This is a genomic window from Pseudoalteromonas sp. JSTW, assembly GCF_013423925.1.
GTDB lineage: Bacteria > Pseudomonadota > Gammaproteobacteria > Enterobacterales > Alteromonadaceae > Pseudoalteromonas > Pseudoalteromonas lipolytica.
In genome coordinates, this window is sequence record NZ_CP058973.1 from 834,887 (window position 1) to 856,748 (window position 21,862).

A 21,862-nucleotide genomic window follows, 5' to 3' on the forward strand; every position below is an offset into this window, starting at 1 on the left:
TTTATACAGGTGAGCTATTTAGCTCACCTTTTTGTTTACGTTCAGTTACATAATACCTTTGACCTACTTACCCACTTTAGGTAATTTACATCTCCCTTACAAAACATAACAAATTTTTAGGATGTAAATGAAAAAGTTCCTTGGCGTATCGGCACTGACGCTTGCGCTCACGGCCTGTGGCGGCTCATCAACAGATAAAAAACCAGATGATAAAGTAGTACAAAATACCGCACCTACATTGTCTGGCTCATTAACAATAAATACAAAAGCACTTGAGCCTGCAACCTTAGTGGTTGATGTAAAAGATGAGCAAAACGATACAATCACTGCAACAATCATTGATAAGCCAGAATGGCTGAACCTGTCTAGCAAAAATAACCAAGTCACCTTTAAAATTGAACCCAGTTTGTTCGATATTGCGAACCATACATTTACGGTTGAGGTGTCGGATGGCAAAGCGACTAATCAGTATACGCTCATTGTGAATGTCGCTGAAAATCGCGAAGCATGGCAATCTATAACGTTAAGCGATGACGATATAATCGGTAATTGGCACACTAAGGATGCGAGCATTCAACTCATTTTTGCCTCGAAAGATAGCGGCGTTCTATCACACAATGGTGAGCTAAGTGCTTTTAAATGGTCAAATCCTGACGTGGTAGCGTTAAACACACACGCTATTGACTGTGTTTTGGACTGTTCTCAAAAAGCATTGATTGAAATTGATGTTTTGGCTAAGCGTGATGATGCACTGCGTGTTGAGTTTTTTAATGTATCTGAAGACAAAGGCGACGTAGTTACATTGTATAAAACACAGCCTGAATTACGCTCACACTATTATGTTGATACCCGTGTGAGTACATTTCACACTGTAAATCATTTGAATACAGAAGCAGAAGAAAGCTACTTTGAGTTTGTGTTAGCCAGCTCAGTGCCGACTCCCTCAGGAAAAACACTATTCCAACCTTATGCCGATTTTTCGGCGATGCTTAATGGCACACAACTTACAATTACTAGCGACACGCTTGTTAATACGTATAACACGTCGCAATTACACAAAGATGGCTACGAGTTTAATGTTGCATTTGACTTAAACTTAATAGATGCAGAAATTATTGCGCAATTTGATGACTTTTTGGTCGTAAAAGTAAGCCACAATTTAACTTATCACGATGAAATAACCCCAAGCCAAATAGCTGAGTCAGCAGAGCTTGTTGCCGCAATGCAAACGCAAACATCGATCGGCACATTTCGCCGTATTACACCAACCGCAGTACCCAACCTTGAAATTGGCACACGTTATACAGGCCGTTTAGATAATAAGATTGCAGACACTGGCGAGGGTTTAACATTACGCTATGTGCCTACACACTTTGCTATAACAGCTGCTAACCAAGCGACCGTCACGTTTAACACACCAAAAAACAACGATTCATTTAAGTGGCATTACACCTTAGATAATAATGGCGAAACCATAAAGTTAACAGGCAATGGCTCAGATACATCATTGCAATTTTTTACAATGCACACAGGTAAAATGCTTTATGCGCTTGAACGTAATAAAGAAGAGCGCCAAGCACGCCTAGCCTACGAGCTATTAGAAGTCATAGACGAAACCAATATCACATTAGCTGATTACAAAGAGGTATTTAGCTACTTACGCCAAGACTTTATCATCGGAAATAATAAAGTATTTTGGTTTATTAACGACGATGGAAAGGGCAGCTACTATTTCAACTCTAGTTTTGGGGAGACAGACGCTGCTTATTTCACACCAAACGCATACTGGCAACTCGAAAGCGACAATAGCATTACGTTTGCATTGATGTCTTTGTGTCCAAGCGCTGATGAGTTTGTAAGCTGTAAAAACGAAATATTAGCCAATGAAACTGGCAGTTATTTGTCATTAACTAACTTTAAAATGCTTTATAAAGACAGTGATAAATACATTTTCGACCGCTTAATATGGCAACGTTTATATGATTACAGCGATCAAGTTTATAAAGAAAACGTATATCAGCATAGTTATTGGATGGGTAAGCAATAAGCAAAGAGGTTTAGGTTTTTGTTTAGGTTTTTGTTTTTAACCTGCGCGCGTCAATTGTTTCATGATGTGGTTACACACTATGGCGCGATGGCGCGCGAAATAAATTTCACGCCTACAAGTACGGGTTACGAGGTGCGAGTTTCGAGGTGCGAGGTTCGAGCTACGAGGTGCGAGGTTCGAGATGCGAGATAAGAGCTACGAGATGCGAGATGCGAGGTTCGAGCTTAGAGAGTCAAGCTTAGCGCTGAATACGCGGTATAAAATCGTAAAAAAAGCGCGAGAGATAAGTTTCATGGCTGCATTGCGCGGTATTTTTTCGTGGCATTTATATTATAAATTTAAAGCAGGGATGATACGCTGGAGACACTTTTTTAAAAAATGGTGGGAAAGGATAATGGTATTATTACGCGTAATATTAATCTCAGCAGTAGCGCTGTTTAACGTAAGTTCGGTGCTAGCAAATAATGAAAAACTCAGTTACGACGCTGAGTTGAGTACGTACTCGTACGACTACCCTGTTAAGTTTTTTAACCTGTCTTCTCAACAATCTTCTTTAAAAATGGCTTACTCGTATTTAAAACCTAAGGGTGATAAGCCTACCGTTGTGCTTATGCATGGTAAAAACTTTAATGGTCATTACTGGACATCGACAGCGAAGTATTTAAATGAAGCGGGCTATGGTGTTTTAATCCCCGATCAAATTGGTTTTGGTAAGTCTTCAAAGCCTAAAGATTATCAGTTTTCGTTCCCTGCCCTTGCCAATAATACGCATCAATTAATTACGTCGTTAGGTATAAAACGCCCTATTGTTTTGGGGCACTCTATGGGTGGAATGCTGGCAAGCCGCTATGCATTAATGTTTCCTGAGCAAGTGCGAAAACTTATTTTATTGAACCCGATTGGGCTTGAAAACTACCTTAGCTATGTTCAATACAAAGACACTGATTTTTTCTATGATCTTGAGCTTGGTAAAACACCCGAGAAGATCATTGCCTATCAAAAACAAAACTATTATGACGGGAAATGGAATCAAGACTATGAGCAACTTACGCACTTTTTGAGTGGCCAAATTCAGGGGCCTGATCATGAGTTAATGGCATGGGTTAATGCTAAAACCTATGACATGATTTTCACTCAGCCGGTTATTACTGAGTTCGACCAATTTAAAATGCCTGTTGCTTTAATTATTGGTACTCGCGATAGAACAGGTCCTGGCCGTAACTGGAAAAAGCCGGGTGTAGAATACCAACTTGGTCGCTATGACGAGCTGGGTAAAACGGCCGCTAATCTCATTCCTACTGCGCACTTAATTGAACTACAAGACATTGGTCACTTGCCTCATATTGAAAATTTTGAGCTGTTTAAAAAGGCGATGAATAAAGCGTTAGCCTTTAAAGAATAACGCTCATAATGTGCGTCTCTTTAATATGCAAGCGATGTTTACGCTTTAATAATATTGCTATAAAAAAGGCCACAGCAATGCTGTAGCCTTTTGATATTTATTAACTTAAATTAAAGATCAAAACGGTCGGCGTTCATTACTTTCACCCATGCGTCGACAAAGTCGTGTACAAAACGTGCTTTGTTATCGTCTTGTGCATAAAACTCGGCGTATGCGCGTAAGATTGAGTTTGAACCAAACACTAAATCAACCCGTGTTGCAGTCCATTTAGTAACGCCTGTGCTGCGCTCAATTATGTCGTAATAGCCTTTGCCTAGTGGTTTCCACGTAAAGGCCATGTCGGTTAGGTTTACGAAAAAGTCGGTGCTGAGTGTGCCTACGTTATCGGTGAATACACCGTGCAAAGTCCCATCATAATTAGTGCCAAGCACACGCATACCACCCACAAGTGCTGTCATTTCTGGTGCCGTTAAGCCCATTAATTGCGTGCGCTCTAACATGAGCTCTTCTGCTGATACTGCATACTCTTCTTTAAGCCAGTTACGGAAACCATCGTGTATTGGCTCAAGCACGTCGAACGACTCGGCGTCGGTCATGTCGTCAGTTGCATCACCTCGTCCTGGTGCAAATGGCACCGTTACATCAACCCCTGCAGCTTTTGCTGCTTGTTCTATTGCTGCACTGCCACCTAGCACGATTAAATCGGCAAGGCTTACTGGCTTGCTTAAATCTGCTTGAACCGACTCGAGCGCGCTAAGTACGTTGGCTAAACGTTTTGGCTCGTTGCCTTGCCAATCTTTTTGCGGTGCTAGGCGAATACGTGCCCCGTTTGCGCCACCTCGGTGATCTGAACAACGGTAGGTGCGGGCACTATCCCACGCGGTAGTAATAAGATCGGCTTGGCTTACGCCACAATTCAGTAACTTGGTTTTAAGCTCGCTAATTTCGCTGTCTGTTAGCGTGTAATCGACCGCTGGGATCGGATCTTGCCAGATCAGATCTTCATTCGGTACATCGGCCCCTAAATAACGAGACTTTGGTCCTAAATCACGGTGCGTTAACTTAAACCATGCACGCGCAAACACATCGCTGAAGTATTCAAAGTCGTCGTTAAAACGCTCGATGATCTTGCGATACGTTGGGTCCATTTTCATCGCCATATCGGCGTCGGTCATAATTGGGTTTAAACGAATAGAGGGATCTTCAACATCAACCGGTTTGTCTTCTTCTTTAATGTTAATAGGTTCCCACTGCCACGCACCTGCTGGGCTCTTTTTAAGTTCCCAGTCGTAGTTAAGTAGTAAATAACAATACCCGTTATCCCACTTAGTTGGGTGCGTTGTCCATGCGCCTTCGATACCCGATGTCATGGTATCGCGGCCAATGCCACGCGAGGTATGGTTGTTCCACCCTAAGCCTTGTTCATATACATCAGCGGCTTCTGGCTCTGGGCCTACATTTGCTTCGCTGCCATTACCATGCGTTTTACCCACCGTGTGACCACCGACGGTAAGCGCTGCGGTTTCTTCGTCGTTCATTGCCATACGAGCGAATGTTTCGCGCACTTGCTCTGCCGTTTTAAGTGGATCGGGGTTACCGTTTACACCCTCTGGGTTTACGTAAATTAAGCCCATTTGTACCGCAGCCAATGGGTTTTCCATGGTGTTTGGTTTTTCTACATTGCTGTAACGTTCATCACTCGAAGCGAGCCATTCTTTTTCGGCTCCCCAGTAGATGTCTTTCTCTGGATGCCAAATATCTTCGCGGCCGCCCGCAAAACCAAAGGTTTTTAAGCCCATTGATTCGTACGCCATGTTACCAGCTAGAATCATTAAATCGGCCCAAGATAATTTGTTACCGTATTTTTTCTTAATAGGCCAAAGTAAGCGGCGTGCTTTGTCTAGGTTGGCGTTATCGGGCCACGAATTTAAAGGTGCAAAACGTTGGTTACCTGTGCCACCGCCACCACGACCATCTTCTAAACGATACGAACCAGCAGAGTGCCATGCCATGCGGATCATTAAGCCACCATAATGGCCCCAATCAGCTGGCCACCACGGTTGGCTTTCGGTCATGAGGTTTTTTAAATCGGTTTTTACAGCTTCAAGGTCGAGAGATTTAAATGCTTCGGCATAATTAAAGTCTTTGCCGTATGGGCTTGTTTTGCTGTCGTGTTGATGAAGAATGTCGAAGTTTAGCGCGTTAGGCCACCAATTTGTGTTTGATTGAGCGGTGACCGTGTTACTACCATGCATTACCGGGCATTGACCCGTTTTTCCATTACTCATTTTTTGCTCCTTATAAGCTAAAATGTGACGAAATATTTTAAATCCCAATTAAATGCAGTTTCGCCATAAAAGGGATTTTCTGTTAGTTATGAATCACTAATCAGTTAGAAGTTCCCGTTATTTAGAACTATAGGAGTTGTATGAAAATAATGCCAGACCCCAAACGCGACTTTAAATCGATTGCTCTGATAGAAAAATCTGATTTGTGTTAACAGCGAAAGTCGACCATTTTATAAGGGTATTAATTAACAGTGAGTCCCATATGAAAACCATTAATCCTGATGTTGCTAAACAATTAAGTATTAACTTTTTCATCGCCAATTTGCCAATATTAGTATTAACGGGGATCATCGCTGCCTCTATCGCAGGACTGGCTTTTAGAAGCCCATTACTATTTTGGCTCGTGCTTATTGTTACGCCATTCAGTATTAATTATTTATATTCAAAAAGACGTATCAAACAATTTTGTAAAGACAACCGCTGCGATGATGTGTCGTGTCTTGGTAAACACACTGATTAAATTTTAATTTTATTACCCTGTCACCAGATTATTTTCACTCCATTTAGTCTATTTTTTAGTTAGTTAGGCTATTTTCATCGGTAATTTAAAGGTTACAGCAACACCTTGGTCTAGCTCGCTCGCTATACTTACCTCGCCTTGCAATGCTTGGGTTGCAAGGTTATAAACAATTGACATACCAAGCCCACTGCCTCCTGTACCACGTTTGGTGGTGAAAAAGGGTTCAAACACTTTATGTATTACCTCTGCGCTCATGCCGTGACCGTTATCTTTATAGCACAGTGTGTATGTGTCGTTTTCGTGGTTAACGGTCACTACTATATCAATGTGATTTTGCTGACGGCCCGTAAACCCATGCACACAACTATTATTCACCAAGTTTAATATTATTTGACTTATAGCCCCGGGCACGGTGATCAGATTAAGATCATCGTCGCACTTTATGGTCACTGTAACGTTATGACCGCGGGTCAGCGGCATTAAACTGTGCACTATGTTTTCGAGGTAATCCTTAATGTTTGTTTCAAGTAAGTTAAGTGAAGACTGATCAACAGCGGTCTGTTTAAAGTCACTAATCAGCTTTGCAGCGCGCTCAAGGTTAGTGAAAGATATTTTAAAGCATTCATTTAAATGGTTCATACCATCAATAAGCGCAGCCTTTGTTAAGGTGTTTGACTGGACAAACTTATCGAGTTCGGTGAGTTTATCTTTTGCAGAGCTATTTGCTGTGACGGCGATGCCGATAGGCGTATTAACCTCATGCGCAATGCCGGCAACAAGATTACCTAGCGATGCCATTTTTTCGGATTCTATGAGTTTTTCTTGGGTGTCTGTAAGCTCTGTTAAGGTTTTTTCGAGTGTACGAGTTCGTTCTGCAACCCGTTGCTCTAATAGTTGATTTGAGCGCTCTAGTTCAGCGTTGATGCGTTCATTTTCTTGCGCCGATAGCGCACGCCCATATAAATCGGCTAATGCCCCGATAAATGAACACTCATCTTCTGTCCATTGGCGTTGTCCGCCAATGTGTTCACAGCAAAAAATACCTATCATTTTGCCTTTATAACGAATGGGAGCGTCAAGCATCGCACCAATATTGAGGGGAGCAAGGTAACTTTCGCTAAATTCCGATGTTGCAGGGTCTGTGTGAGCATCAACAGCGGTAATCGTGCGCTGGGTATCGAGGGCTTTAAAATAAGCAGGATAAGCATCACGAGGCAATACGATCATTTGGATCTCTTTGCCGTTTTCTCTGTCGAGTAGCAAACGACATTCAATCGCGGTGTTTTCTTTATTTAGTAACCATATTCCTGCCCGACCAATTTCAAGGCCATCAAGTACAGCATTTAGAATTAAGCGTTCAGCTAATTCAACATTACCACTATCAAGATCCGAAGACATTGATACGCCGTAAAGCAGTTGGACTAGTTGTTGGCGCATTACACTCACCTTTTAGTTGCAGGACACCTTAAGTCTAGACGAACATAGAAAATCTGAGATATCAAAAATTACTTTTTAGAAACTCTTTTAGTATTAAGTAGTTGTTCAGATTAAAGTGGCTATATTGTACCTAACTCCTGTTGATACCCCCTACAACGTTATGTTGTTTAAGCAGTTTGACCAGCTCTATTTTGAGCTGGTTTTTTTTTGCCTAGTCCACACAGGCCTCGCATGTTAAAGTTACTTTAGAATTCACTAAACAATGAATATGTCATGCGTTATACCTTAATTTTATTCACCTTTTTAATGAGCTTTAGTCACTTTGCCAAGGCTCAAACAGCACAAGAAAACAGCCCTGCCTTAACCGAAGCAGAGCAACAACAAGCACTCGATAAACTGCAAGAGCCTATGTATAAGCCTTTGTTAGAGCGCTATATTCTTGATGAGCTTAAAGCGGTACGCCAAGATCAACAAAAGCTGCGTGAAGATGTAACAAAACAAGTTACTCATACCCAGTTAGATACTGCCGACCGTGCATTAACTTATACCACCGACACCATTAACAATGTGTTTTTCATTATTACTATTACGGCATCTATTTTAGTTTTAGTTGGTTGGAACTCATTACGTGATGTAAAAAATAAAGTAGAAGACATTGTAAATACGCGAGTGAGTGCAATTACTAAAGAATACGAAGAACGCTTAAAAGTACTAGAAGAAAAGCTACGAGAGCGCTCTGAAGAAATTTTAACGAACCAGAAAAAAATCTCGATCACCAACGAAGTACACTCTTTGTGGATGCGTGCGAATTTAGAAAGTGATGTAGCTAACAAGATTGAAATTTTTGATGAGATTTTAAAACGTAAACCTGAAGATGTAGAAGCAATCGCGTATAAAGCCGATGCACTATTAGAAATTAATCAAACAGGTGAAGCGATTGAATTGTGTAATCAAGCACTCGAAATGGACAGTGATTATGGGTATGCCTATTGGCAACGTGCCTGTGCTTACGCGCTGTTACACAAACATGCTGATGCGATGGCTGATATTCGTATGGCCCTTGAGTACTCGCCAAACTTGCGTAATGAGTTATTACACGAAAGTGCATTTGCAAGCTTACACGATAACGAAAGCTTTAATTCGTTATTAAATGAAACGGCTTAAGCAGGTTCGAGCAACGAGGTTCGAGTAACGAGGTTCGAGCAGCGGGGTTCGAGTAGCAAGATTCGAGCAGCGAGGTTCGAGTAACGAGGTTCGAGTAACGAGGTTCGAGCAGCGGGGTTCGAGTAGCAAGATTCGAGCAGCGAGGTTCGAGTAGCGAGGTTCGAGCAATGAGGTTCGAGCAGCGAGATTCGAGTAGCGAGGTTCGAGTAGCGAGGTTCGAGTAGCGAGGTTCGAGCAATGAGGTTCGAGCAGCGAGGTTCGAGTAGCGAGGTTCGAGTAACGGGGTTCGAGCAGCGAGGTTCGAGTAGCGAGGTTCGAGTAGCGAGGTTCGAGTAGCGAGGTTCGAGCAGCGAGGTTCGAGCAACGAGGTTCGAGTAGCGAGGTTCGAGGTTCGAGGTTCGAGGTTCGAGCAGCTAGGTTCGAGGTTCGAGCAGCGCGATTCACTTTTATACTAAATAAATTTTACGCCTACCATTCAACAAAAAAGAGCAGCTCAGCTGCTCTTTTTTACTTAACGGAAGAATAACACCTTGGTTATTTTGCCATTCTCAATTTGGTAACTGGTCACAAACTCAGAACGTTTATCCACTACATTGGGGTCTTGTGAGCAAGTTTCTGATAACTCGTGATCAATAACAATGTTGCCAAGCACAATGCGTTTTATAGGCGATGACTTAATACACTTCAATTTTTTAAACATAATGCCGTAACGCGCAATCAGTTTTTCCTTGCCTGTGAACATTAACTCATTAGGAAACGCATAAAACTCAACATTCTCATCGTACATTTTAATAAATGCTTCAATATTACGCGCATTATAAGCCGCTATCACTTGTTCAATAACCGCCATAGACTCGCGAGATTGACGCGCTTTCTCTTGCTGTTTAGCCGTTAACGCTTCTTTAGCTTGGTTAACTGCTTTTTCGGCCTCTGCGACAGCTTCTTGCTTTGCTTGTGCTGTTTTTGGTTTTTCTGCTGGTACTGGCGTTTGTGTACCAAGCACTTTGCTGTCATCAACCTGAGCTGCTGCTTTTTGTTCTTCAGCAACGACTTTAGGTTGCGCTGTTTCTGTTGTTACAGGCTCTTGCGGGTTATTAACGGCTTGCTCTGTTGTCGTTTGTTGGTCTGTCTTTAAGGCGCGGGCGTCTGTGTGGGTTGCTGTTGTGTTGCCTTCAATAAATTCTAAGGCTGGCACTGATTTTTCTGTTTTTTGCTCGCTTTTCGTTTCTTGTTCAGCTTTTGTTTGTGGCTCGGCTTTTTGGGCAGTTTCGTCACTTGCAATAGACTGCCATGTGAATAATAAACTAATTGCAAAAAATAACGGTTTCATACTTTTCCTAAATGCATCATTCCTGATTTGAGGCGCTAAAGTAGCAAATTCTCGCTGTTAGGCATAGTCTTTTACCAATACTGCTCAACGGTTATCTGCCCAGGCTCGCGGCGACGGTTGCGACTAAAGCCAAGCTCTAACAAAATTGCCGTGGTGTCTTTTACCATTTCGGGGTTACCGCAAATCATAAATTGAGCCGTGTCTGGATTAACGTGTTTGCCAGTGACCTCAAATAAACGATGATCTTTTATAACGTCAGTGATCCGGCCATTAAACCCGACTGATGCTGACTCTCTGCTGACTACGGGCGAATAGTGAAGATTAGGGTTTTGCTTTTGCAAAGCGGCAATACGCTGTTGATAGCTTAGGTCTTCGTTTAAACGCACACCATGCACTAAATGCACGTGCTCAAACTTTTGCCACACATCGCCTTGCTCTAAAATTGAAATAAATGGCCCAAGCGCGGTGCCCGTACTAAGCATATACAGTTGCTCGCTACTTGGTACTTCATCCAGTGTAAAAAAGCCCGTAGCGCGGCGTTCAATGGTCACCGAATCCCCCGGTTTTAATTGCGCTAACTGCTGAGACAGTTGACCGTCTTCGACATTTATTAAATAAAACTCAAGATCAGGGTTGTCTGGTGCATTCACATACGAATAAGCGCGTGCTACCCGTTTATCACCCACTTGCATCGCTAATTTAGTAAACTGGCCCGCTGTAAATGGCTCGACATCTGCATTCACTATTAGGCTAAATAGCGAGTCGGTCCACCATTTTACGTCTTTAACCTTCGCTTCAATCCAATTAGACATACGCATCCTCGAGTTATGTTCCTTTATTAAAGGTGGCAAGAATTGGTAGTGGTGTCAATGGGCATAGTAAGAAGTTTTAAAATACGCGATACGAAAAAGATAATACACGTTAATAGGCTAGGCAAACTCGCTACGACCGTTTCGCAGCTGACTAGTTTTTGTTGATTATTTGCTGGCTATCCCTTTTAAATTAATACATTACACACGCATAAAAAAAGCCGCATAAATGCGGCTTTGAGGTTAGTCTCACTTCACTTTGGGCGTGTCTCCAAATTTCAGTGAATACGTTACCAAGGAACTTTTTTAATGTAATTAAATTGATTCTAAAGCAATTTTAACCATTTCGTTAAAGGTGCTTTGACGCTCTTCACTCGGCGTTGCTTCTCCGGTGATCACGTGATCACTTACGGTAAATAGTGCCATTGCTTTTGCGCCATACTCGGCTGCTACGCCGTACATGCCTGCTGTTTCCATATCAACGGCGAGTACGCCTAGTTTGTCGAGCTCTTGATAGAATGTGTTATCTGCTTGGTAGAATGTATCTGTTGTGAATACATTACCTACTTTTGCTTCGATACCTAGTTCTTTCGCAGCGTTTACGCCATTAAGTAGTAAACCAAAATCAGCAATAGCGGCAAAATCGTAACCACGCACACGTGCACGATTTACGTTTGAGTCAGTGCTTGCACCTTGTGCAAAGATAACGTCGCGAATTTTAATATCGCTACCAATACCGCCACAGGTACCAATTCGAATTAGATTTTTAACGCCATAACTAACAATCAATTCACGGGCATAAATTGACATCGATGGAATACCCATCCCAGAACCCATAATACTCACTGGCTTACCTTTGTAGGTACCGGTAAAGCCATACATATTACGAACGCCTGTTACTTGTTTTGCGTCATCTAAAAAGTTTTCAGCAATGTACTGTGCGCGCAGTGGATCACCCGGCATTAATACCGTTTCTGCAAATTCGCCTACATTGGCACTGATATGAGGAGTACTCATTATTGGTTTCCTTTTTTGTTCGCTAATAGCTCATCTTTAAAGCCATCACCGTATTCAAGTGCAGGCAGATTAAACCACTGGGCAAGGGTTTGACCTATGTCTGCAAAGCTAGCTCTTTCACCAAGCGGGGTGTTTGTCATTCCCGGTTGGTAGGCAAGTACTGGCACATATTCACGTGTGTGGTCAGTACCCGCTGCGGTTGGATCACAACCGTGATCAGCGGTAATGATAAGTACATCATCACTCTGTAGCTGATTTAAAATAGTCGGTAAGTAATCATCAAACTCTTTTAACGCTGTGGCATAACCCACTGCATTACGGCGATGACCGTACTTTTCATCAAAATCAACTAAGTTTGTAAAAATCAAACTATGGTCCGGAGCCGATGCTATCACTTCTGAGGTTTTCTCAAGTAGGTTCATCAGGCCCGGGGCTTTGTGTTTTTGGGTAATGCCTTGGTGTGCATAGATATCGGCAATTTTACCAATACTGATCACTTCACCGCCGTCTTGCGATAATTTATCAAGCAAGGTTGGCGACGGTGGTAACACCGAATAATCACGACGATTACCTGTGCGGGCAAAATCATCGCGGTTAGAACCCAAAAATGGCCGCGCAATCACTCTTCCTATGTTCATTTCATCAAGCAGCGCCCGTGCGATTTCGCAAACCTGATAAAGTTTCTCCAGTCCAAATGATTCTTCGTGCGCGGCTATTTGAAACACGCTATCAACTGAGGTGTAGCAAATCGGCATGCCGGTTTTCATATGCTCTTCACCCAGTTGTTCTAAAATGGTGGTTCCTGAGGCATAACAGTTACCTAAAATGCCAGGAATACCAGAACGAGCAATTAGCTCGTCAACAAATTCTTGCGGAAAACACGGCTGTGTATTTGGGAAATAACCCCAATCAAATAACACAGGAACGCCCGCCATTTCCCAATGGCCAGACGGTGTATCTTTACCGCTTGATAACTCTTTAGCATAACCCCACGCACCTGTTGGCGCTTGACGGTCACTGACTAAACAAGGCTCTTTACCTGCAGCTTCACATGCATCGGCTAACCCTAAGCGCGTTAAATTAGGCAACGCTAAATGCTCACCCGTTTCGTCTGCATAGGCTTTCAATAGATGAGCAAAGGTATTCGCGCCTACATCACCAAACTTCTCTGCGTCAGGTGCTGCGCCAATTCCTAAGCTATCTGCCATTAAGATGATTGCTCTTGCCATGGGTACCTCGTTATCAATGTGTGAATACTTTATATGCTCTTTGAATTTTTGGTACAGGACATAAGTCCTGTTTCATTAAACGGAAACATTATAAATTTGCGTCCTTAAGCGAAGCAAAAGAGATTAATCGTGTCTTTTTTGCTATTGTGATCTACCTAACAATGTTTCCTTCTGTGTGGGCGAGAACTTTAGTGACACGAACAATTATAGCTATTGCTGGCGCATCTGCGTCGGGCAAGTCTCTTTTTAGCAAGACAATTTATAACGAATTAGTCAGTGAGCTTGAACCGGGCGCGATCGCAGTGATCGAAGAAGATGCTTATTACAAGGACCAGTCGCATTTACCGTTCGACCATCGAACGCAAACTAATTACGACCATCCTGATGCTTTCGAGCATGAACTTTTACATGAGCACTTGCTTCAATTACGCGCTGGTAACTCTGTAGAAGTACCTACTTACGATTATGCAATGCATACACGCAGTGATGAAACACGTCGTGTTGCACCTGCAAAAGTGCTCATAGTCGAAGGTATTTTATTATTGAGTGATCCGGCACTTCGAAAAGAATTTGATATTAAGGTGTTCATTGATACACCGTTAGATATCTGCCTTATGCGCCGTATGCAACGAGATATGGAGCAGCGTGGCAGAACATTACAGTCCGTTGTTGAACAATATCAAGCGACAGTGCGACCTATGTTTTATCAGTTTATTGAGCCATCAAAGCACAAGGCTGATTTAGTGGTCACACGCGGCGGTATGAATCGCGTTGCGATTGATATAATTAAAAGTAAAATAAAATATTTACTGCAACAATAACAACGGGAAACAGTCAGTATGACAACATTTATGAGCTTAGTAGGCATTGTTGTGCTACTAGCCATTGCATTTGCGGCATCAACAAACCGTAAAGCAATAAATTTAAGAACAGTCGGCATTGCCTTCTTGCTACAAGTATTAATTGGTGGCTTTGTCTTGTTCTTTGAAGTGGGTAAAAACGTACTGGCAAGTATGTCTAAAGCCGTTTCTTCAGTCATTGGCTATGCAAATGACGGGATCAGCTTTTTATTTGGCTCACTCGCATCGCAAGATACCTTAGGGTTTATTTTTGCGATTCAAGTATTGCCCGTGATTGTGTTCTTCTCAGCGCTGGTCGCTGTGTTGTACCACATAGGGGTGATGGATTGGATAATTAAAATTCTTGGCGGTGGTTTACAAAAACTATTGAAAACCTCGCGTCCAGAATCGCTTTCTGCAACCGCCAATATTTTCGTTGGCCAAACAGAGGCACCACTGATTGTTAAACCGTTTATTGCCAGTATGACTAAGTCAGAGCTGTTTGCAGTGATGGTGGGTGGCCTAGCAACCGTAGCAGGTTCTGTTATGGCGGGTTATGTGACAATTGGTGTAGAGCTCAAATACTTAATTGCGGCCAGCTTTATGGCTGCACCGGGTGGTTTCTTAATGGCAAAAATGATTGTGCCAGAGACTGAGACCCCTAAAGAAGATTTAGCCGATTTAGACGTGCAAGAAGAAAAGCCCGTTAATGTCATCGATGCTGCGGCGTCAGGTGCCGCAAACGGGATGCATTTAGCGCTAAATGTGGGTGCAATGTTACTTGCTTTTGTGGCGCTTATTGCACTTCTAAATGGTTTATTAGGCGGTATTGGTGGTTGGTTTGATCACCCAACATTAACGCTACAAGAAATTTTAGGTTATGTATTTGCCCCAGTTGCCTGGTTGTTAGGTGTACCGTGGAGCGAAGCCGTAATCGCAGGCAGTTTTATAGGTCAAAAGGTTGTAGTTAACGAATTCGTTGCTTACCTCGACTTTATAAATTATCGCGATACGTTAAGTGCGCACACACAAGCGATTGTCACATTCGCGTTATGTGGGTTTGCTAACTTATCATCGATAGCAATTTTACTAGGTGGATTAGGCGGTATGGCGCCTGGTCGGCGAAAGGATATCGCACGCTTAGGGCTCAGAGCAGTGTTAGCAGGATCTATGGCTAACCTCATGAGTGCAGCAATTGCAGGTTTTTTCCTCTCGCTAGCTTAGAAACTTAATGAGATGAGCCGTAGTTGCAAAACAATAGGATAGGACTTTAAGGGGTTAAAGGTCTATCTGACTTGAACGATACTTCACCAAGGGCCGAAAGGCCCTTTTATCGTTTTTATGTGCTAATATTTATTTACTAAGTCTTTTTAAGTACATAAATGAAATCTTCTCTACTTATATCTTTATTCTTATGTATGAGTTGGTCTGTATTCGCCGCACCATCACTCACGGTCGTGACTGAGCTCTCTCCTCCTAATCAAACGCTCATCAATAATCAGGTTACGGGCGTAAGCACTGAGTTAGTGAAAGCTATTTTTGACAAAGCTGACTTACAAGCAAATATTGAACTTTACCCTTGGGCACGTGCCTTTAATATGGCGCAAAAAAAACCTAATACCTTTATTTACAGCATTGCAAAAACGCCTGAGCGATTAAATCAATTTGAATGGATTGGTGAAGTAGCGACGTACCATATGGGATTTGTTAAACTGACCTCCCGTAAAGACATTAAAATCAGCTCAAACGAACAAGCAAAACGCTATAAAATAGCGGTACAACGTGATGATCTTGCTGCGAAGCAATTGACCGAGCGTGACTATATTCTGGTCTATACGACGGATATTACAAAGTCGTATCAGTTATTAATTTCGGGTAAAGTTGATTTAATTATCGATGATAAAAACTATCTTAATGCGATGGCCGATCAACTGGCACAGGATGAGTCACGTTTTACCTTTGTTCATGCTATCGATTTTTTAAGCATAAATGGCTATTTAGCTGCCAATAAACACACCAACCCACGCTACATAATGGCCTTAAAAGCCGCATTCAATGAAGTATCAAAAACACAACGGTATAAAGAAATAATGATGCTTAACAAACAACATTAATTATTGGGTGGGGCGTACTTAGCAATATATTTATCAAGTAGCCCTTGGCGACTTAACTTGTTGTAGCTCGCTTGCAAACGCTCAACAAACTCTTGAGGCATGTTTTTGTTAAGCGCCAAAAAGTTACCCACGGTTTCATTTAGTGGCAACTCAATAAGTTTTACCACTTCTTTTCCAACATAACCATATTGCGTAAGCTGGTAATGAAATGACAACTCAGAGCCAATTATTAAGTCGAGTTTATTTTTGAAAAAGAGGTTGATGCACTCATAATGATGGCCGAATTTGAGTAAGTTTTTATTATTTTCGAAGCCAATACTTTCGACAAATTTTTCGTAAATGCCATCTCGTACAACACCTAAGGTGTAGTCTTTCACTTCTGATAAGTCACGGGGATTAACATGGGTATTCGATTTTAAGCGGTAAAAGTAATTACGCGATGATGCCAATGGCCCAACCCACTTAAACAATGCTTCACGCTCGCTAATACGCGCAGCTGATATAAGCCCAGACATAGGATGCTGCTGTGCTAAATGGTAGGATCTTGCCCAGGGTAACAGTTCGAAGTGACACTCAATGCCTGCATCAATGCACATTGCACTTACAAACTCGAGATTAATGCCTTCTAAGTGCCCTTTATTAGAAAAGTTATATGGCGGAAACTGCTCAGTGTAGATCGTGAGCGTTTGTTTTGCTAACGCGACAGGGGCAAAACATAGGCATACTAATATTAAATATTTTAAAATAGCTAATGCACTCAGATAAAATTACTGCATTAAATATAGGAATATTCATCATGCCAGTCAATTTTTAGGCATTAAAAAAGCAAGCCGTAGCTTGCTTCTTTTTAACTTTTACTTTTCAGTAAAAATTATAACGGAGTGATGTTATCCGCTTGAGGACCTTTTTGACCTTGTGAAAGAGTGAACTCTACACGTTGGCCTTCAGCTAAAGTTTTGAAACCGTCGCTTTTGATAGCGCTGAAGTGTGCAAACACGTCTGGGCCATTTTCTTGCTCGATGAAACCAAAACCTTTAGACTCGTTAAACCACTTAACTGTACCTGATACGATGTTAGACATAGTATTATTCCTGATATTAAAAAATTAAAAATGCCCATGTGGGCGGGTGTAGCAAAAAATGAGATGGTACTTAAAAACTTCAGGACGGTACTACAAGTATTACTTATACAACAACGAAATAAAGATTTATTAATTACACGCTTTCTTTCTAGCTGACGCCCACTATATAGAGTTAAAGCGATAAGTCAAACACTATCGACAATTAAAATTCAAATTCAAGCGCTAAACGAAAGCTGTGGTCTTTACCCGATTGACTTAATTCACTTATAAAGCCGGCTTCCCATTTAAGCTGGTGTTTAGGGCTAAAGCGGTGCAAACCGATAAAACCAGGTCCTACACCAAAAAAGTCTTCACCCGAATACACCTCTATCGATGGCTGAAACTCAGCGCGATACCGATAACGGTATTGTAAGCGGAACTCGGTTTCCCATTCACTTTCTATGTCTGCGCCCCACTCGTACACTAAAAACGCATTCATGGTTAAGCTTGTACGACCAAATTCTTTTTCCCATAAAAAGCCTGTCGTGGCCTCGTAAGCATCAATTGTATGTTGTTTTTCAAGCTCGAATAAGGCACCCCAGTCAGCCCATAACCGCCCTTGCTCAACAAGCTGCCAGCGCAGTTCAACCTCATAAGACGCTAAACCGAAATCGCCATTATCGTCTCTTTCGCCAACCATATACCCCTCAAGGCTCATGGTATCGTTAATGGCTCCGCCAAAACCTGCACGCTGAGCAAGTACGTTGCCTTGGTCGGTTTGCCTTGAAACGAGCCGCCATTCAACCTCACGCTCAAACGGCATAACATAGGGGTGATATACTTTATCAACCACCATGCCATCGGCGTGCGCAACATGTGCCATACTTGCCAATAACAAGCAACTAAAGCTAATAATTAAGAACCGCATACAGGCTCCTTAGTGTGTTTAACGTTTAAAACACGGGCGAGGACTAAAAATACAATTGTGGCAATTGCATAAACCCATAGCGCCGTTTTACTGGGCGTTGCTTCGTAGCCTAGCAACGCTTTTAACACCCGACCCAACTCGGAGTTTTCAACCACAAACCCGCGCCAGTCTAAATAGTTTGATGTTATATCGAGTACGTCGATTTGACTCGCTAAATCAAGCAATATGAGTAATTTCGCCGTCGCATTTAATGCCAATAACACTATTAATGGCTGGCATCCTGCACGCCTGACAATGCTCTCGAGTAAAAAAAACAACAACACGCCAAAGCTAATGCAAATACCGACCCCTAAAAAGGTTCCTAATAGTAGTGGTTCGGCCGCGTCTTTACTGTGCCAAAAGCTCACCAAATAAATCATGTAATGACTTAAATACAGTGCCATAGTCGCTACTAATGCCACTGCTGCTGCCATTTTACTGTGCCGACAGCTTAGTAACGCGGCAACAAATATCACCACACACAGTAGCATTTGAATAAACTCTAACCCTCGGTGCTGAAACAGCTGACTGACCCACGCCGCACCTTGAACAAACAGTAAACTAACCGCAATACCTACCATGCTGTGTATCAGTACTTGTCGTTGGCTAAGGGGCACAATCAAACTTAATAAAACGGCTAAAATTACCACTGGCAACAACTGATTTATGCTCATTAATAAACTAGTTATCAGCATTTTTATCCTCCGTCGCAATCACGGTGCCGCGTGCAGTATTAGGCGAAAATTCACCGAAAAAGTCGTAGCGTCCGGGGCTTAGCGGGCCAATATAAATAACGCTGGTGCGGCCTGGGTAAAGTACTTTTTCGCGGTTTAGATCAAAACTATCGAACTCTTCTGGGGTGTTATCTTGATTGTCGATCAGTAAACGTAGTTTTTTGTTTGCCGGCACTTTAATTTCGGCGGGATAAAATAAATGATCTTTTAATATGAGTGTGTACTCTTTGCCATAAGCGAGCCAAGAAGGCAGGCACAACATCATAGTGAACGCAAAAATCCATTTATTCACTCCTGTCTCCTTGTATAAAGGACACGCTCACACGTAAGCCACCTAAGTGACTATCGGCAAGCGCAATATCAGCGTTATAAATCGATACAATGTGTTCAACAATCGCCATACCAAGCCCTGCCCCTTGCTCTCCTGATGGGTGTTTATCGCCGCCCACCCGATAAAAACGGTTAAAAATACGCTGTTTTTGGGCTTCATCAATACCGGGGCCTGAATCATCAATTTGCCAGATATACCGACTATTGTCGGTTTTCAGGGTAATGCTCAGTTCTCCCTGAGCGGGGGTGTATTTTATGGCGTTACTGAGTAAGTTGCCAAATAAAGTGACGAGCGTAAATTCGTCTCCGTCGATGATAAAATCATCTCCTTCTATGCTGATTGTGTGCTCTTTTTCATCAATGCGGTCATAAAGTTGCGACACCACTTGCTGGCTAATTTCTAGCACTGAAATAGGGCTAAATTGCGCCTGCCATTGCTCGGGATAAGTTCGCCCTAAAATCAACATTTGCTCAACAATGTTACTGAGTTTATCGAGCCCTTTTTCCATCGCATCAAGTTCAATATTATCACCCCCTTGGGCAAGTAAATTATGTATATTGATTTTTAAACTGCTGAGTGGAGTTCGCAGCTCATGGGCAGCATCTGAAGCAAAAAAACGCTCCCGTAAATAGGCACTCTCAACACGCTTAAATAAGTCGTTTAAGCGGTTAATAACGGGTTTAATTTCTTGCTCTGGGGTTTGCCAAGGTATTGCGGTAAAGTCATTTGCTTGGCGATGCTGAAGCTGATTAGAAAGACGTGTTAGCGGTGCAAGCCCTTGTTTTACAAAGACACTGATTAGAACAGCCAAAATGGGCACACTCCACAGCAATGGGGTCATTGCTGACAGAATAACGGTTTCGGTGAGCGCTACGCGCTTACTTAACGGCTCTGCAATTAATACCCGCTTATTAGCTTCGCTTAAACGGTAAACCTTGACCCGTTGCCCCGCTAAGTTTTCGACACTAAAACCTGGCTGCCATTGGCTTTGATTAATAGGGTTATTGTGCAATGACGTTGAACTTGAGACCACTTTGTCATCAACCCAAACCTGAAACAACAGCTGGGGCAAATCAGTGCTATATGTGGGTGTTTCTTTGCTAAGCGGTTGTTCAATCAGCACATGCGCAAGCGTCACCAACTCATTATCGAGTAATGCTTCAGCCTGATTCATACTTTCGCGGTAACCTTTGGTGAAAGCCAAAAAGCAGGTCAAAATCACCATTGAGAGTATTAATAAGGTGAGTCGCTTACGAATTGACACTAGCGTTTACCCACCACATAGCCGATACCACGCAAGGTTTTAATAAATTCCTTAGGGAATTTTTTACGCAAATGATGAATGTGCACTTCGATGGTGTTTGAACCTACTTCTTCACCCCATTCGTAGAGTTTACTTTCTAACTGCTGTTTGGACTGCACCCGACCTTGGTTTTCTAACAAGGCTTTAAGCAACATAAACTCTTTGCGAGGTAAATTGACAGGCTCGCCTTGATAACTCACGGTAAAAGCTGCGGTATCCATTTCGACGTCGCCCACTTGCAGTATACTCGTTTGCGCTTGCGTTAAACGCCGGCTTGCCACTCTAAGGCGAGCAAATAACTCGGCTGGATCAAACGGTTTAGCCAAATAATCATCAGCACCTAAATCAAGCCCCATCACTTTATCATCAATGCTGCCACGGGCTGTTAAAATCACCACAGGAAGCTGTTTACGATTCTTTTTTATGTGCTTTAGAATATCGATGCCATCACCATCTGGTAGCCCTAAATCAAGAACTACCAGTTCAATTTCATCGCTTTGCAACCATTGCATCGCAGACTTAACGGTCGCACTGTGTTCAACACTATAACCTTGTTGACGTAAAGAACGACACAGGCCTTCTGCGACTAAATGGTCGTCTTCAACGAGCAATAAATGCATGAGTTATCTCTTTAATTTTTTCTCGACCTTCGCCAATAATTGCGTGATTTCTTGTTGGCGATAAAGATCTGCTTTTACTCTATCAGGGCGCGCAGGCGCTTGCTGAGCAACCAGTAAAAATTCTTTCGCTGATTTGTATTTATGCTCATCATATAAAAACGCGGCATATAAATAGTTGCTGTCGATGCCACGAGGATTTAGCTCAAGCGCCTGTTTAAATAGTTTTTTCGCTTCATCATCGTCACCAAAACCGATGGGCCAACCGGGTACTTTTCCGTATAAGGTTGCTAGGCTTGTGTATGCCGAGCCATCAAGTGCATTTGGGTCAAGTTTGAGCGCTTTTTCAAATTGCGCCTTGGCATCTTTAGCCAGACCTAACGCCCCTAGCCCGCCTTTTGCACCTGCATAGCTCGATAGCACAATACCATACCAAATATGGCTTGCCGCTTGTGCGTCATTTGCTTTTGTAAATTCAGCCGTTTCACTGGCCAGCTTTTCAAACGCATTTAACTGTGCATCATCAACTAATTCGTAATTAACCACTGCCCACTGCTTTTGCACCGAGCTTAAATCATTTTTAAAGTCGGCTTTTGCTGGGGCTGCCATAATAACGCCTAACATCATCAGGGCTTTTAAATTTAGTTTAGTCAT

Annotated in this window: 21 protein-coding genes; 7 read left to right on the plus strand and 14 right to left on the minus strand. The window is 42.5% G+C overall.

What is annotated here, in order from left to right:
- Positions 1-127 precede the first annotated feature (127 nt).
- Complete coding sequence (locus tag GZH31_RS19815; RefSeq protein WP_180311804.1) at positions 128-2,047, plus strand: hypothetical protein; 1,920 nt, start codon at positions 128-130, stop codon at positions 2,045-2,047.
- 394 nt (positions 2,048-2,441) lie between these two features.
- The gene (locus GZH31_RS19820) at positions 2,442-3,449 is read left to right on the plus strand and encodes an alpha/beta fold hydrolase (protein WP_180311805.1); all 1,008 of its coding nucleotides are present in this window, start codon (positions 2,442-2,444) and stop codon (positions 3,447-3,449) included.
- A 110-nt stretch (positions 3,450-3,559) separates the two neighbouring features.
- On the opposite strand, the gene katG is transcribed toward GZH31_RS19820, so the two are convergent.
- Positions 3,560-5,737: a catalase/peroxidase HPI gene (gene katG, locus GZH31_RS19825; protein WP_180311806.1), complete on the minus strand. Its 2,178-nt coding sequence runs from the start codon at positions 5,735-5,737 to the stop codon at positions 3,560-3,562.
- Between the two features lie 262 nt (positions 5,738-5,999).
- Between katG and GZH31_RS19830 the strand changes: the two genes are divergently transcribed.
- The gene (locus GZH31_RS19830; protein ID WP_036972519.1) at positions 6,000-6,257 is read left to right on the plus strand and encodes a hypothetical protein; all 258 of its coding nucleotides are present in this window, start codon (positions 6,000-6,002) and stop codon (positions 6,255-6,257) included.
- 63 nt (positions 6,258-6,320) lie between these two features.
- Here the strand turns inward: GZH31_RS19830 and GZH31_RS19835 are convergent, their stop codons facing one another.
- A complete protein-coding gene (locus GZH31_RS19835) occupies positions 6,321-7,694 on the minus strand; it encodes a GAF domain-containing sensor histidine kinase (protein ID WP_180311807.1) in 1,374 nt (457 codons plus the stop codon).
- A gap of 273 nt (positions 7,695-7,967) precedes the next feature.
- Between GZH31_RS19835 and GZH31_RS19840 the strand changes: the two genes are divergently transcribed.
- Positions 7,968-8,858 (plus strand): tetratricopeptide repeat protein, encoded by an 891-nt coding sequence (locus GZH31_RS19840; protein WP_036972521.1) that lies wholly within the window; start codon positions 7,968-7,970, stop codon positions 8,856-8,858.
- Between the two features lie 511 nt (positions 8,859-9,369).
- Here the strand turns inward: GZH31_RS19840 and GZH31_RS19845 are convergent.
- The 4 genes from GZH31_RS19845 to GZH31_RS19860 all read right to left on the minus strand — a co-directional run bounded on the left by GZH31_RS19845 (position 9,370) and on the right by GZH31_RS19860 (position 13,243).
- Positions 9,370-10,188, minus strand: a complete 819-nt coding sequence (locus tag GZH31_RS19845; RefSeq protein WP_180311808.1) for a nuclear transport factor 2 family protein — start codon at positions 10,186-10,188, stop codon at positions 9,370-9,372.
- Between the two features lie 71 nt (positions 10,189-10,259).
- On the minus strand, positions 10,260-11,000 hold the full coding sequence (locus tag GZH31_RS19850) for a ferredoxin--NADP reductase (protein WP_036972964.1): 741 nt from the start codon (positions 10,998-11,000) through the stop codon (positions 10,260-10,262).
- A gap of 312 nt (positions 11,001-11,312) precedes the next feature.
- Entirely contained in the window at positions 11,313-12,014 is a 702-nt protein-coding gene (gene deoD, locus GZH31_RS19855) for a purine-nucleoside phosphorylase (protein WP_036972525.1), read from the minus strand.
- Positions 12,014-13,243 carry a phosphopentomutase gene (locus GZH31_RS19860; RefSeq protein WP_036972526.1) on the minus strand — a complete coding sequence of 410 codons (1,230 nt, stop codon included), beginning with the start codon at positions 13,241-13,243 and terminating at the stop codon, positions 12,014-12,016. Before GZH31_RS19860 ends, deoD begins: the two co-directional genes overlap by 1 nt.
- 191 nt (positions 13,244-13,434) lie before the next feature.
- Here GZH31_RS19860 and udk point away from each other — a divergent pair, with 191 nt between their 5' ends.
- The 3 genes from udk (at position 13,435) to GZH31_RS19875 (ending at position 16,196) form a co-directional block, all read left to right on the plus strand.
- On the plus strand, positions 13,435-14,064 hold the full coding sequence (udk, locus tag GZH31_RS19865) for a uridine kinase (RefSeq protein WP_036972527.1): 630 nt from the start codon (positions 13,435-13,437) through the stop codon (positions 14,062-14,064).
- A gap of 18 nt (positions 14,065-14,082) precedes the next feature.
- Positions 14,083-15,306 carry a NupC/NupG family nucleoside CNT transporter gene (locus GZH31_RS19870; RefSeq protein ID WP_075593388.1) on the plus strand — a complete coding sequence of 408 codons (1,224 nt, stop codon included), beginning with the start codon at positions 14,083-14,085 and terminating at the stop codon, positions 15,304-15,306.
- 158 nt (positions 15,307-15,464) lie between these two features.
- Positions 15,465-16,196, plus strand: a complete 732-nt coding sequence (locus GZH31_RS19875) for an ABC transporter substrate-binding protein (protein ID WP_036972530.1) — start codon at positions 15,465-15,467, stop codon at positions 16,194-16,196.
- Here GZH31_RS19875 and GZH31_RS19880 read toward each other — a convergent pair.
- From GZH31_RS19880 to GZH31_RS19915, 8 genes are all read right to left on the minus strand, one after another.
- Positions 16,193-16,957, minus strand: a complete 765-nt coding sequence (locus GZH31_RS19880) for an ABC transporter substrate-binding protein (RefSeq protein WP_036972534.1) — start codon at positions 16,955-16,957, stop codon at positions 16,193-16,195. The two genes, GZH31_RS19875 and GZH31_RS19880, sit on opposite strands and share 4 nt — an antisense overlap.
- A 110-nt stretch (positions 16,958-17,067) precedes the next feature.
- The gene (locus GZH31_RS19885) at positions 17,068-17,277 is read right to left on the minus strand and encodes a cold-shock protein (RefSeq protein WP_036972536.1); all 210 of its coding nucleotides are present in this window, start codon (positions 17,275-17,277) and stop codon (positions 17,068-17,070) included.
- 202 nt (positions 17,278-17,479) lie between these two features.
- On the minus strand, positions 17,480-18,184 hold the full coding sequence (locus GZH31_RS19890; protein ID WP_036972537.1) for a hypothetical protein: 705 nt from the start codon (positions 18,182-18,184) through the stop codon (positions 17,480-17,482).
- Positions 18,172-18,918, minus strand: a complete 747-nt coding sequence (locus tag GZH31_RS19895; protein WP_180311809.1) for an iron transporter — start codon at positions 18,916-18,918, stop codon at positions 18,172-18,174. Before GZH31_RS19895 ends, GZH31_RS19890 begins: the two co-directional genes overlap by 13 nt.
- Positions 18,905-19,222, minus strand: coding sequence for a cupredoxin domain-containing protein (locus GZH31_RS19900; protein WP_118845288.1), 318 nt, complete (start codon positions 19,220-19,222; stop codon positions 18,905-18,907). The genes GZH31_RS19895 and GZH31_RS19900 overlap by 14 nt, the downstream gene beginning before the upstream one ends.
- A 19-nt stretch (positions 19,223-19,241) precedes the next feature.
- Positions 19,242-20,552 carry an ATP-binding protein gene (locus GZH31_RS19905; RefSeq protein ID WP_180311810.1) on the minus strand — a complete coding sequence of 437 codons (1,311 nt, stop codon included), beginning with the start codon at positions 20,550-20,552 and terminating at the stop codon, positions 19,242-19,244.
- Positions 20,552-21,211, minus strand: coding sequence for a response regulator transcription factor (locus GZH31_RS19910; protein WP_036972544.1), 660 nt, complete (start codon positions 21,209-21,211; stop codon positions 20,552-20,554). The genes GZH31_RS19905 and GZH31_RS19910 overlap by 1 nt, the downstream gene beginning before the upstream one ends.
- A 3-nt stretch (positions 21,212-21,214) precedes the next feature.
- Positions 21,215-21,862 carry a hypothetical protein gene (locus tag GZH31_RS19915; RefSeq protein ID WP_180311811.1) on the minus strand — a complete coding sequence of 216 codons (648 nt, stop codon included), beginning with the start codon at positions 21,860-21,862 and terminating at the stop codon, positions 21,215-21,217.